General features: G+C 65.6%; 12 protein-coding genes. 7 read left to right on the top strand and 5 right to left on the bottom strand.

What is annotated here, in order from left to right; genetic code table 11:
• Nucleotides 1-20 precede the first annotated feature (20 nt).
• The 4 genes from U6958_RS21545 to fabI form a co-directional block, all read right to left on the bottom strand.
• On the bottom strand, nt 21-941 hold the full coding sequence (locus U6958_RS21545; RefSeq protein ID WP_016452392.1) for a ZIP family metal transporter: 921 nt from the start codon (nt 939-941) through the stop codon (nt 21-23).
• Nucleotides 942-986: 45 nt separating this feature from the next.
• Entirely contained in the window at nt 987-1,622 is a 636-nt protein-coding gene (locus U6958_RS21540; protein WP_074924283.1) for a superoxide dismutase, read from the bottom strand.
• A gap of 67 nt (nt 1,623-1,689) precedes the next feature.
• Entirely contained in the window at nt 1,690-1,815 is a 126-nt protein-coding gene (locus U6958_RS21535; protein WP_016448898.1) for a hypothetical protein, read from the bottom strand.
• A 215-nt stretch (nt 1,816-2,030) separates the two neighbouring features.
• Nucleotides 2,031-2,831 carry an enoyl-ACP reductase FabI gene (fabI, locus tag U6958_RS21530; RefSeq protein ID WP_074924284.1) on the bottom strand — a complete coding sequence of 267 codons (801 nt, stop codon included), beginning with the start codon at nt 2,829-2,831 and terminating at the stop codon, nt 2,031-2,033.
• A gap of 111 nt (nt 2,832-2,942) precedes the next feature.
• Here fabI and U6958_RS21525 point away from each other — a divergent pair, with 111 nt between their 5' ends.
• The 4 genes from U6958_RS21525 (at nt 2,943) to U6958_RS21510 (ending at nt 8,829) form a co-directional block, all read left to right on the top strand.
• Complete coding sequence (locus U6958_RS21525; protein WP_034348785.1) at nt 2,943-4,772, top strand: extracellular solute-binding protein; 1,830 nt, start codon at nt 2,943-2,945, stop codon at nt 4,770-4,772.
• Between the two features lie 96 nt (nt 4,773-4,868).
• On the top strand, nt 4,869-5,897 hold the full coding sequence (locus U6958_RS21520; RefSeq protein ID WP_016448895.1) for a microcin C ABC transporter permease YejB: 1,029 nt from the start codon (nt 4,869-4,871) through the stop codon (nt 5,895-5,897).
• Nucleotides 5,898-6,001: 104 nt separating this feature from the next.
• A complete protein-coding gene (locus U6958_RS21515) occupies nt 6,002-7,144 on the top strand; it encodes an ABC transporter permease (RefSeq protein WP_074924285.1) in 1,143 nt (380 codons plus the stop codon).
• On the top strand, nt 7,141-8,829 hold the full coding sequence (locus U6958_RS21510) for an ABC transporter ATP-binding protein (RefSeq protein WP_046240372.1): 1,689 nt from the start codon (nt 7,141-7,143) through the stop codon (nt 8,827-8,829). Before U6958_RS21515 ends, U6958_RS21510 begins: the two co-directional genes overlap by 4 nt.
• Nucleotides 8,830-8,853: 24 nt before the next feature.
• Here U6958_RS21510 and U6958_RS21505 read toward each other — a convergent pair whose 3' ends face one another.
• Nucleotides 8,854-9,480 (bottom strand): lipocalin family protein, encoded by a 627-nt coding sequence (locus tag U6958_RS21505; RefSeq protein WP_016448892.1) that lies wholly within the window; start codon nt 9,478-9,480, stop codon nt 8,854-8,856.
• 246 nt (nt 9,481-9,726) lie between these two features.
• Here U6958_RS21505 and U6958_RS21500 point away from each other — a divergent pair, with 246 nt between their 5' ends.
• The 3 genes from U6958_RS21500 (at nt 9,727) to gmtY (ending at nt 11,886) form a co-directional block, all read left to right on the top strand.
• The gene (locus U6958_RS21500) at nt 9,727-9,888 is read left to right on the top strand and encodes a hypothetical protein (RefSeq protein ID WP_012204826.1); all 162 of its coding nucleotides are present in this window, start codon (nt 9,727-9,729) and stop codon (nt 9,886-9,888) included.
• Between the two features lie 284 nt (nt 9,889-10,172).
• Nucleotides 10,173-10,478 (top strand): hypothetical protein, encoded by a 306-nt coding sequence (locus U6958_RS21495; protein WP_012204582.1) that lies wholly within the window; start codon nt 10,173-10,175, stop codon nt 10,476-10,478.
• A gap of 7 nt (nt 10,479-10,485) precedes the next feature.
• Complete coding sequence (gene gmtY, locus U6958_RS21490) at nt 10,486-11,886, top strand: gamma-mobile-trio recombinase GmtY (RefSeq protein ID WP_012204583.1); 1,401 nt, start codon at nt 10,486-10,488, stop codon at nt 11,884-11,886.
• Nucleotides 11,887-11,889: the final 3 nt, after the last annotated feature.

The raw sequence follows: 11,889 nt of genomic DNA, 5'->3' as shown, positions 1-11,889 counted from the left end.
GGCGTGCGCGGTGCGCGGACTCAGCCCAGCGCCGTGTCCAGCACCATCATCAGCACAAAGCCCAGCATGAGGCCGCCCGTGGCAAAGGCCTCGTGGCCCTTGCGGTGCGACTCGGGAATGATCTCGTGGCTGATCACGAAGAGCATGGCGCCTGCCGCAAAGCCCAGGCCCCAGGGAAGCAGCGCGGCCGAGCCGCTGACGATGACTGCGCCCAGCACGGCGCCCAGCGGCTCCACCAGGCCCGATGCCATGCCCAGCGCCACGGCAAAGCTGCGCTTGTAGCCCGCAGCCAGCAGGGCCACGGCGACCACCAGGCCCTCGGGCACATCCTGGATGGCAATGCCTGTGGCCAGCGCATTGGCGCGCAGTCCGTCGTTGCCCGCATAGCCCACGCCGATGGCCAGGCCTTCGGGCAGGTTGTGCAGGGCAATGGCAAAGACGAACAGCCAGGTGCGCTGCAGCTTGCGCGCGCCTTGCGGGTCCAGGCCTTCGCGGCCCTTGATGAAGTGCTCGTGCGGCAGCAGCCGGTCCATGAGCATGAGCGCCGCGCCGCCCAGCAGGATTGCCGTGCCGATGACAGCGCCTGCCGCCCAGCTCCCGCCCCCAAACAGGCCCTGCGTACGCACCGCCTCCAGCCCCGGCAGGATCAGCGAGAAGGCGCAGGCCGCCAGCATGACGCCGGCGCCAAAGCCGAACAAGGTGTCCTGCGTGCGCTCGGACAGGCGCTGGGACAGCATCACGGGCACGGTGCCCAGGGCTGTCGCCAGCGCGGCTGCCGAGCCGCCGGCTAGGGCCTGGAAGACCACCGGATGGTTCTGGGCATAGGCCCAGAACTGGCTGGTGAGCGCCCAGGCGCCGGCCATCATGATGGCCAGGCCGATCCACAGGCGGATGTTGGACCGTACGCTGGTCTTGGAGCGGAAGCGTTGTGGCAGATCCATGCTGGTCGGGAATGGGTTGGGGCGTTGGCGGGCAGGCTTGGCCGATCAGCCGCGGGCTGCGGCGTAGCGGCGGGCCACTTCGGCCCAGCTGACTACGTTGTAGAACGCCGCGATGTATTCGGGGCGGCGATTCTGGTACTTGAGGTAGTAGGCGTGTTCCCACACGTCCAGGCCCAGGATGGGGGTGGCTCCGGAGCCGATGCCGGCCATCAGCGGGCTGTCCTGGTTGCCGCTGCTTTCCACGGTCAGCTTGCCGTCCTTGCCCACCACGAGCCACGCCCAGCCGCTGCCAAAGCGCGTGAGCGCGGCCTGGGTGAAGGCGGCCTTGAAGGCATCGAAGCCCCCCAGCTCCCTGTCGATGGCCTGGGCCAGCTCGCCCGAGGGGGCGCCTCCGCCACCCTGGTCTGCCGGGGCCATCACGGTCCAGAACAGGCTGTGGTTGGCATGGCCGCCGCCGTTGTTGCGCACGGCGCCGCGCACGCCTTCGGGCAGCAGGGACAGGTCGGCGATCAGCTGCTCCACCGGCTGGCTGCCGTGCGGCGTGTCCTTGAGTGCGGCATTCAGGTTGTTCACATAGGCCTGATGGTGCTTGGTGTAGTGGATCTCCATGGTCTGCGCATCGATATGGGGCTCCAGCGCGTCGTAGGCGTAGTTCAGGGGAGGCAGGGTGTAGTTGCTCATGTGGTTTCTTTCAGGGACTACGGGGGAAATCGGTGCGTCGTAAGGCGTGTGGGGGCGAGACCTGCAGTCAGTGCGCCAGCCGCGAGGGCAGGGCCGTTGCCGCGATGTCGAAGACCCGGGACGAGGCCTGCAGTGCCGCATCGATGGGGGCTGGAACGGGAGAGGGCAGGCTGAGGTCAGGGGTTGCTTGCATCTCTGCTGGATCCGAGGGTTTCAGAGATTCCTTGATATTGATCTGAGAATTGTATTATTCATGAGAATCATTCTCATTCAAAACAAAAATGACCCCAGTCAAGCCGATGTGTATTTCCTTGCGCGTGCAGGCAGGACCCGCAGTCGTGGGTTCCGGGCGAAAAAAAGCCCCGCAGGCGGCAATGCCTGCGGGGCCGGTCGGGTGGCGGTGGCCGCTTAGACCTGGTCGGCCGACAGGCCTGCAGTCTGGTTGAAGCCGCCGTCCACGTAGGTGATCTCGGCCGTCACGCCCGAGGCCAGGTCGGACAGCAGGAAGGCGGCCACATTGCCCACATCCTCGATGGTCACGTTGCGGCGCAGCGGCGATGCATCGGCCACGCGGCCCAGCAGCTTGCCGAAGTCCTTGATGCCCGATGCGGCCAGCGTCTTGATGGGACCGGCCGAGATGCCGTTGGCGCGGATGGCGCGGCCGTCTGCCGTGCGGCCCACGGCCTCGGCTAGGTAGCGCACCGAGGCTTCCAGCGATGCCTTGGCCAGGCCCATGGTGTTGTAGTTGGGGATGGAGCGCAGCGCGCCCAGGTACGACAGCGTCAGCAGCGAGGACTTGTCATTGAGGTAAGGCAGGGCCGCCTTGGCCATCGCGGGGAAGCTGTAGGCGCTGATGTCGTGCGCGATCTTGAAGCCCTCGCGCGACAGGCCTTCCAGGAAGTTGCCGGCGATGGCCTCGCGCGGCGCGAAGCCGATGCTGTGCACGAAGCCGTCGAACTTGCCCCAGGTGGCGCCCAGGTCGGCGAACAGCTTGTCGATCTGGGCGTCGTCGGCCACGTCGCAGTCAAAGATCAGCTTGGAGTCGAATTCGGCGGCGAACTCGGTGATGCGGTCCTTGAAGCGCTCGCCCACATAGCTGAACGCCAGCTCCGCGCCCTGTGCGTGGCAGGCCTTGGCGATGCCGTAGGCGATGGAGCGGTTGGACAGAACGCCCGTGATCAGCAGTTTTTTACCGGCGAGAAAGCCCATTGTTGTTCTCCAGAGGAAGTGAGTGGAAGTGCGCAGCAGCTGGCGGCGAAGGCGGGGCCCCGCGTCAGCGTTTGCCAGCGGGCGGCTGGCTGCGTGGTGCAGAATTGTCGCATGCGCCATTGGATGATTTCTTCGCTGCTGCTGGCCTCGGCGTGTGTGCCGGCGTGGGGCTCGCATGCCTATGCCCTGTGGGGAGAGCCCCGCTATGCCGAGGGCTTCAGCCATTTCGACTATGTCAACGCCAAGGCCCCCAAGGGCGGCGAGCTGCGCCTGGTGAGCAACCTGCGCATCTCCACCTTTGACAAGTACAACCCGTTCACCATCAAGGGATCGTCTCCGGCCTATCTGGCCGAACTGATGTTCGACACCCTGCTGTGGCCCTCGCTGGACGAGACCGCCACGGGCTACGGACTGCTGGCAGAGGATGTGCAGGCTGCCCCCGACGGCCTGTCGGCCACGTTCCGGCTGCGGCCGCAAGCGCGCTTTCACAACGGCAAGCCCGTGCTGGCTGCCGATGTCAAGTTCAGCTATGACACGCTGGTGGGGCCGCACGCATTGCCTGGCTACCGATCGCTGTTCTTCGATGTGGCGGGGGTCGACGTGCTGGATGAACGCACGGTGCGCTTTCGCTTCAAGCAGCCGAACCGGGAACTGCCGCTGGTTGTGGGCGCCATTCCCGTCTTCAGCCGCGACTGGGGCATGGAAAACGGCAAGCCCAAGCCCTTCGACCAGGTGGTGACTGATACGCCCATCGGCAGTGGGCCCTACAGGATAGGACCTGTGCGCTTCGGCAAGGACATCACCTATGTGCGCGACCCGGACTACTGGGGGCGCGATCTGCCCGCGCGCGTGGGCACGGCCAATTTCGACCGCATCTCCGTCAAGATCTACCGCGACAACACGGCGAAGCTGGAAGCGCTGAAGGCCGGCGAGTTCGACCTGATGCGTTTTTACAGCGCCGGCGACTGGGCGCGGCGCCTGTACGGCAAGCGCTTCGACCGGGGCGAGCTGGTCAAGGGCGAATTCAGCAACAAGCTGCCCTCGGGGTTCCAGAGCTATGTGCTCAATACCCGGCGCCCTTTGCTGCAGGACGTGCGCGTTCGCCGTGCGCTGGACCTGGCCCTGGACTACGAATGGATGAACCGGCAGATGTTCTACGGCTCCTACCAGCGCGTGCGCGGGCTGTTCGGCAACACGGCCTGCGAGACCCATGGCGAGCCCTCGCCAGAGGAGCTGGCGCTGATGGAGCCCCTGCGCAAGAGCATTCCGCCGGAGGCCTTCGGCCCCATGGCCGAGCCGCCGCGCACCGATGGCAACAACTCGCTGCGTGCCAACCTGCGCCAGGCGCGGCAATTGCTGGCCGATGCCGGCTGGACCATTCAGGATGGTGTGCTGCGCAATGCGCGGGGCCAGGCCATGGAGCTGGAGTACCTGGACAGCAGCGAGTCGGGCATACGCCAGGTCTCGCCCTGGATACGCAATCTGGAAAAGCTGGGCATACGGCTGCGCTTTCGCTCGGCGGACTTTGCGCTGTACCAGCAGCGCGTGGAGAAGTTCGACTACGACATCATCTCCATTGCCTACCAGGGCACGAACAACCCGGGCCAGGAATTCGCCGACCTGTTCGGCAGTCGGGCGGCGGACACGGACGGCTCGGGCAATTTTCCCGGAGTCAAGAATCCCGCCGTCGATGCCTTGATCCGGCGCATGACCGAGGCCAAGACCGAGGCGCAGCTGTTGCCCGCGTGCCACGCACTGGAGCGTGTCATCGCGCATGGACACTACCTGATTCCGCAGTGGAGCGCGGGAACGCACCGCATGGTCTACGACTCCTGGCGGCTGGTGCGGCCCGCCGTGGTTCCCGCCTACGCGAAGGGCGAGAGCTGGGCCATGGATACCTGGTGGGCCCGCATGCCGGTGCTGACCGCGCCGCCTCCATGAGCGGGCGCTGCCGCCGCATCGTTGCGATCCGTTGCATGATGGGCACGCTCCCGGGCCGGGGTGCCCCCCGGCAATCGACATAATGCAGGACTTCTTATGTGGGCCTACATACTCAAACGCTTGCTGCTGATGGTGCCGACCCTGCTGGGCGTGCTGCTGCTGACCTTCGTGGTCGTGCAGTTCGTGCCCGGTGGCCCGGTGGAGCAGTACCTTGCCGAAGCCAAGGCCAGCGTGGGCCGTGGCGGCGAAGGCGGTGGCCTGGCCTACCGTGGCAACCAGGGGGTGGACCCCCAGCGCATAGAGCAGATCAAGGCCCTCTACGGGTTTGACAAGCCGGCCCATGAGCGCTTCTTCCAGATGCTCGGGCAGTTCGCGCGGTTCGACCTGGGGCGCAGTTTCTTTCAGAACAAGGATGTCTGGCAGCTGATCAAGGAGAAGCTGCCGGTCTCGGCCAGCCTGGGCCTGTGGACCTTTTTCATCAGCTACCTCGTGGCCGTGCCCCTGGGCATTGCCAAGGCCGTGCGTGCCGGCTCGCGTTTCGACTTCTTCACCACGCTGCTGATCCTGGTGGGCTATGCGATTCCGGGCTTTGTGCTGGGCGTGGCGCTGCTGGTGATCTTCGGGGGGCAGCTGCAATGGTTTCCGCTGCGCGGGCTGACCTCGGCCAACTGGGATGAGCTGTCCTGGGGCGCGCGCATCGTGGACTATCTATGGCATATCGCGCTGCCGGTCACGGCCATGGTGGCGGGCAGCTTCGCCATCACCGCCATGCTCACCAAGAATGCCTTTCTGGAAGAGATCCGCAAGCAATATGTGCTGACAGCCCGCGCCAAGGGCCTGTCGGAGCGGCAGGTGCTTTATCGGCATGTGCTGCGCAATGCGCTGATTCCCATCGTCACCGGCTTTCCGGCCGCCTTCATCGGTGCCTTCTTCACGGGCTCGCTGCTGATAGAAACGCTGTTCTCGCTGGACGGCCTGGGCCTGCTCAGCTATGACAGCGTGATACGGCGCGACTATCCCGTGGTGCTGGGCACGCTGTACCTGTTCACGCTGATCGGCCTGGTGACCAAGCTGGTCAGCGATCTTTGTTATGTGTGGGTGGATCCGCGTGTACGGTTTGACTAGGTACCTTCCGAGCCGCTTCGCGGCTTGCCCGGTATGCACGGCGCCCTGTATCGCGGGGGGCGGACGGGCGGCGCGTGGCGCCGGGCTTCGTTTCCTGGAGCGACATGGACACTGAAATGCAATCCGTTGTGGTTTCTGGAACGGGGCTGCCAGGGGCTGGGGCGCCTGCACCGCTGGCGGCGGCGGCGGTTTCGCCGGCGCGGCGGGCCTGGCTGCGGTTCAGGCGCAATCGGCTGGGATATTGGAGCCTGGTCGCTTTTTGCGTGATGGTGGTGCTGAGCCTGGGCGCCGAGCTGATCAGCAACGACCGGCCCCTGGTGGTGCGCTACGAAGGCCAGACCTACTGGCCGCTGTGGAACGATTATTCCGAGAAGACATTCGGCGGCGACTTCGAGACGGCGGCCGACTATCTGGATCCCTACATCCGGGATCGCCTGAGCCAGGGTGGCAACTGGGCGCTGTACACGCTCAATCCCTACGGGCCGCAGGCGCTCAACTACTTTGCGAGCTTGCCCAATCCGGCGCCGCCCTCGCGCGAGAACCTGCTGGGCACGGACGATCGCGGGCGCGATCTGCTGGCGCAACTGATCTACGGCTTTCGCGTGAGCGTGCTGTTTGCGCTGGCGCTGACGGCCTCCGGCGTGGTGCTGGGCGTGGTGACGGGGGCCATCCAGGGCTTTTTCGGCGGCAGGACCGATCTGGCGTTTCAGCGCTTCATCGAGATCTGGGGCTCCATGCCCGAGCTGTATCTGCTGATCATCTTCAGCGCGGTGCTGGCGCCCAGCGTCTCGCTGCTGCTGGTGCTGCTGTCGCTGTTCGGCTGGATGGGGCTGTCGGACTATGTGCGGGCCGAATTCCTGCGCAACCGCCAGCTCGACTACGTGAAGTCGGCGCGTGCGCTGGGCGTGGGCAATGGCGCGCTGATCTGGCGCCATCTGCTGCCCAACAGCATGACGCCCGTGGTCACCTTTTTGCCGTTTCGCATGAGTGCAGCCATCCTGGCGCTGACTTCGCTTGATTTCCTGGGCCTGGGCGTTCCGCCCGATACGCCCAGCCTGGGCGAGTTGCTGAGCCAGGGCAAGAACAGCATCGATGCCTGGTGGATCTCGCTGTCCACCTTTGCGGTGCTGGTGGTGACGCTGCTGCTGCTGACCTTCATGGGCGATGCGCTGCGCGATGCGCTGGACCCGCGCAAGGCCGCTGCCACCGATGCAGCCCCGGCCGTTGATGCGAAGGACGCCGCATGAACGCAGAGCAGCCGGCAATGGACATGCCTTCCGCCCCCGGTCGCGGCCGGACGCTGCTGTCTGTGCGCAACCTGCGCGTGCGCTTTGGCAGCAAGGACGTAGTGCACGGCGTGAGCTTCGATCTGGCGGCCGGTGAGAAGCTGGCGCTGGTGGGTGAGTCCGGTTCGGGCAAGACCATCACGGCGCTGTCCCTGCTGCGGCTGGCCGGTGACGCCCAGCTGGGCGGGCAGGCGCTTTTCGACGGCCGCGACCTCCTGCGCCTGCCCGAGCGCGAGATGCGGGCCGTGCGCGGCGGCGACGTGGCCATGATCTTCCAGGAGCCCATGACGGCGCTCAATCCGCTGATGACCGTGGGCGAACAGGTGGGCGAGGTGCTGCGCCTCAAGCAGGGGCTGACGCGGGCGCAGTCCCTGGCCCAGGCGGCCGAACTGCTGGCGACCACGGGCATTGCCGAGCCCGTGCGCCGTGCCCGCGCCTTTCCGCATCAGCTCAGCGGCGGCCAGCGTCAGCGCGCCATGATCGCCATGGCACTGGCCAGCAGCCCGCGCCTGCTGCTGGCCGATGAGCCGACCACGGCGCTCGACGTCACGCTGCGCGGACAGATCCTGCAATTGCTCGATGACCTGCAACGCCAGACCGGCATGGCCGTGCTGATGATCACCCACGACCTGCACCTGGTGCGGCGCTTTGCCGATCGCGTGGCGGTGATGGAGCGCGGGCAGCTGGTGGAGCAGGGCGAGGTGCCGGCGGTCATGGCAGCTCCGCGCCATGCCTACACGCGCAAGCTGCTCGCCAGTGTGCCGCGCCGCGATCTGGTCGAGGCGCAGGCCGGTACACCGGGGGCGGCTCCCGAGCCGCTGGTCCATGCGCAGGGCCTCAAGGTCAGCTACCCGGTGCCGTTGACGGGCGTGCGCGGCTGGTTTGGCCAGGGGCGTTTTGTTGCCGTGCAGTCCGCCGACCTGGACCTGATGCCCGGGCGCACCGTGGGTGTGGTCGGGGAGTCGGGCTCGGGCAAGTCCACGCTGGCCCAGGCCGTGCTGGGCCTGCTGCCGCATGAAGGCCAGTTGCGCATCGCTGGCCAGGCCTGGAGGCAGCCGGCCACGCGCAACTCGCCGGCCAATCTTGCGCTGCGGCGCAAGGTGCAAGTGGTGTTCCAGGACCCGTATTCATCGCTGTCGCCACGGCTGACGCTGGAGCAGATCGTTGGCGAGGGCCTGCGCGTGCACGCCCCGGCGCTCACGGGGCGGCAGCGCCGTGACCGTGTCGTGGACATGCTGTCTGCCGTCGGGCTGACGGATGAGCAGTTCCCCGGTCTGCTCGATCGCTATCCGCATGAGTTCTCCGGGGGCCAGCGCCAGCGTATCGCCATTGCGCGTGCCCTGGTGCTGGAGCCTGAAGTGCTGGTGCTTGACGAGCCCACCAGTGCGCTGGATGTGACCATTCAGCAGCAGGTGCTGGGCCTGCTGCAGCGGCTGCAGCGCGAACGTGGCCTGGCCTATCTGCTCATCACGCACGATGTGGACGTGATCCGCGCCATGGCCCATGACGTGGTGGTGATGAAGGATGGTGCCATCGTCGAATCCGGCCCCGTGGCCCAGGTGCTGGGCGCGCCGCGTGAGTCCTATACCCAGCGGCTGGTGGAGGCTGCTGGCTTTTCGGGTGACGGCATGCCCGAAGGGTTCTGAGTTCGCCGGCCTGCCGCCGGGCCGCTACCAGCTGCCTGTGGGATTGACCCCGTCCTGAAGAATCCACTGCACCTTGTCCACGGGCACGCCCAGCAGCCGGGCCTGGGCCAGCAGGCGCGCTGCCACGCCATCGGGCAGTTCAGGGGTGCGCGAAAGAATCCAGAAATAGCGCAGGTCCGAGCCGACCACCATGGCCCAGCGGTAGTCGGCATCCAGGGCCACCACGTTGTAGCCGCCGTAGAACGGTCCGAAGAACGAGACCTTGAGCGCCGCAACGCCGGGGCCATGCACCGTGCGGGCCTTGCCTTCAGCGGACTTCCAGCGCCGGCGGCCTGCGTCGTAGCCCCGGTTCAGCACATGCACGCTTCCATCGGGAAGCGGCGTGTATTCGGCCTGGGTGCGCTCCAGGCCTTTTTCGAAGCGGTGGTCTATGCGGGCCACCTCGTACCAGCGGCCCATGTAGCGCTGGATGTCCCAGCCGCGTACGGGCTCCACTGTGGCAGGAATGGGCGGGTTGCGCAGGCCCTTCCAAAGCAAGGCGGCTGCAGCGGCCCCGACGGCAAGCCCAGCCAGGCCTGCCGCGGGCCGAACCCAGGCAGGGCGGGGTGTGGACGGGGTGGTGACTTCTGTGCGTGGTTGGCGGGGTGACATCGTGCGGAACTCCGTGTTCAGGCAGAGCGCATGCCAGGGGCATCATGTGCGCTTGGCAGCGTGCTCCTACTTTAGGACAGAACGCCGGGCCGCGGTGTAGGCCGGCGCTGCCGGAACTGCGGCTGTGCGGGCTGCGCAACGCAGGAACTTTCCCTATGCCGGAGCAGGCCATGTGTTTTTTTATGCGCGGGCCTGCAGGTCTATGGCCTAATTGCGCGTTCTCATTTTTTTGAAGAAGGAAATGCCATGGGCAACAAGATCGTTACCGAAGCCGACCGCAAGTTCACTCCCCAGCCTCCCCTGCCCAACGGCGTCACCCTGCCGACGCCCGGCCGTGGCCAGCGCGTGAGCCGCGCCCGTGGCGCCCACACCCATACCAAGAAGAACCCCGGCAAGCGTCACCGCTGAGCACGGCGGGCCGCGTGCGTGCCTGCCGCGGCCGCGTTCTGAAAGCAAAAGCCCTCGAAAGTTATTCCCCCCAACAATCAATACATAGTTGGGACGGTTTAACTGTCGGAAGCTACTCAAACCCCTCTTGCAGGGGTTTTTTCTTGACCTAATTATCTTGTAGCTATTCCATGAATTTGCATCTTATGTAGGTTGAGTGCGAAGATGCAGCGCTATCTCTGGCTGTTTCGAGTAGCCGTCTTTCTTTGAAGACGAGTAGCAGGTGGGGTCCGGGGGAGGGACGTATGGGACGACTTTTTGTCGATAGCTTGACTCTGGGGCGCTGGCGGGAGCTCGATGCCTTGTTGATGCTGGAGAAGCTGGAGAGCTACGTAAAGGCCGACGACACGTTTGAGCCACTGAGCACGCACGGCACCCAGCGCTATCACATCAATGTTGAAGGGCGGGATTTCGAATTGCTGCTGCGCGGCCCCAAGTTCTTCGATACCCGGCTCCAGCGCTGCGGTGGGGGCGCCATGGATATGGTCATGCATGCGCGCCACATCGATTTCAAAGGCGCAACTGACCTGTTGCGCACCTTGGCTGTCTAGGTCGACCATGTTCGTGACCGTCAAAGCCCGTGTCCATACTGATGCCACCGGGGCCTACGCCGAGTTGCCTGCGTTACTGACCCCGGCGGGGGTGCTGGAGCCCTTGCTGGACTATTGCCTGTACCGCAGCCACGACCGCAGCTTGGCCTGGATGTCGAAAGTGACCCGCTCGGTGCGGATGTTCCTCGAATACCTGCAATCCAACCCTGGCGAGCGCGACACCTACCGTCTGTTCCAGAACTTCGCCCAGCGGCTGTACACCGGCACCTTCGACCGTGCGACCGGTCTGGACCCCAGTGGCCTTTGCTGGGCGCCGCGCTCGCCGCAGGATGCTTCGCACATCGTCACCCACCTGACCGACTTCTTTGACTGGCTCGGCGAGATGCGTCCCGAGGCGGCCCAGGTGAACCCGCGCTACGCGGGCGGCGCCTTCGACCGCCAGACCGATGAAGCCGCCTACCAGTACCGGCGCAGCAAGGCCTTCCTCGGGCACGCCTGGGCGGCTAACGCTTCCCCCGCCGAGACCGGGCACCGTGTCCGGGGCCAACGCCTGCCGAGAGTTGAGAAGGGTGAACCGCCAGCCTTCCCGGAAGAGCGTTTCGAGGAACTGCTTGCCAAGGGATTCCATGCAGCTGGACGCCAGGACTACCGTGGCATGCTCATCACGTTGCTGCTGCACGGGGCCGGTTTCCGAGAGTCGGAGCCTTTCCACCTCTACATCTCCGATGTATTCCCGGACCCAGCCAACCCGAGTCAGGCCAGGGTGCTCATCCATCACCCGAGCCATGGCGGAGCACCCGCCGATTGGCGCGATGAAAGAGGCAAGTCACGCAAGGGCAACCGGGCGGAATACCTTGCCCAGCAATTCGGCCTTGTGCCTCGCAATGAGTTGATGGACAGGCGCCATGCCGGCTGGAAAGGCGGTACGCATGACGCGGCCTACTACAAGCAGGCGTACTGGTTCTTGCCAGAATATGGCAAGTGGTTCCTGCAACTCTGGCACCGTTACCTGGAGCAGGTCGCGCGTATCGACCGTGGCCACCCGTTTGCCTTTATCAACCTCAGTCGAGAGCCAGTGGGCGGGGTGTACACGCTCAACCAGTACAACAAGGCGCATGCCGCCGCCTGTGAACGTATCGGTCTTACGGTCGGCAAGGCACTGGGCACGACACCCCATGGCCACCGTCACGCCTATGGTCGGCGGCTGCGCAACGCCGATGTCGATAAGTCGCTCATCCGTCGCTTTATGCATCACGCATCCGAGGAGAGCCAGCAGGTCTACACGCAAGCGACCACCCACGAGGCCATCGCAGCACTTGAAACCGCCGCGCAGCGACTGCGGGCTCAGCACGCCGGCCCTCCGACTGTGCTGGGCCGGCCACAGCCGGGTATCGAGCTAGATGAATAGGTA

This window comes from Delftia lacustris (assembly GCF_040267515.1).
Classification (GTDB): domain Bacteria; phylum Pseudomonadota; class Gammaproteobacteria; order Burkholderiales; family Burkholderiaceae_C; genus Comamonas; species Comamonas tsuruhatensis.
Note: the sequence above shows the minus strand (reverse complement) of the source record. Positions and strands in the feature narration are given on the sequence as shown.

What these genes read in the sequence shown, in the direction of transcription:
- U6958_RS21515 (WP_074924285.1), top strand. Translation starts at nt 6,002, where the DNA reads ATGGACACTGAAATGCAATCCGTTGTGGTTTCTGGAACGGGGCTGCCA.
- U6958_RS21505 (WP_016448892.1), bottom strand. Translation starts at nt 9,480, where the DNA reads ATGTCACCCCGCCAACCACGCACAGAAGTCACCACCCCGTCCACACCC.
- U6958_RS21540 (WP_074924283.1), bottom strand. Translation starts at nt 1,622, where the DNA reads ATGAGCAACTACACCCTGCCTCCCCTGAACTACGCCTACGACGCGCTG.
- U6958_RS21525 (WP_034348785.1), top strand. Translation starts at nt 2,943, where the DNA reads ATGCGCCATTGGATGATTTCTTCGCTGCTGCTGGCCTCGGCGTGTGTG.
- U6958_RS21535 (WP_016448898.1), bottom strand. Translation starts at nt 1,815, where the DNA reads ATGCAAGCAACCCCTGACCTCAGCCTGCCCTCTCCCGTTCCAGCCCCC.
- U6958_RS21500 (WP_012204826.1), top strand. Translation starts at nt 9,727, where the DNA reads ATGGGCAACAAGATCGTTACCGAAGCCGACCGCAAGTTCACTCCCCAG.
- U6958_RS21510 (WP_046240372.1), top strand. Translation starts at nt 7,141, where the DNA reads ATGAACGCAGAGCAGCCGGCAATGGACATGCCTTCCGCCCCCGGTCGC.
- fabI (WP_074924284.1), bottom strand. Translation starts at nt 2,831, where the DNA reads ATGGGCTTTCTCGCCGGTAAAAAACTGCTGATCACGGGCGTTCTGTCC.
- U6958_RS21520 (WP_016448895.1), top strand. Translation starts at nt 4,869, where the DNA reads ATGTGGGCCTACATACTCAAACGCTTGCTGCTGATGGTGCCGACCCTG.
- U6958_RS21495 (WP_012204582.1), top strand. Translation starts at nt 10,173, where the DNA reads ATGGGACGACTTTTTGTCGATAGCTTGACTCTGGGGCGCTGGCGGGAG.
- U6958_RS21545 (WP_016452392.1), bottom strand. Translation starts at nt 941, where the DNA reads ATGGATCTGCCACAACGCTTCCGCTCCAAGACCAGCGTACGGTCCAAC.
- gmtY (WP_012204583.1), top strand. Translation starts at nt 10,486, where the DNA reads ATGTTCGTGACCGTCAAAGCCCGTGTCCATACTGATGCCACCGGGGCC.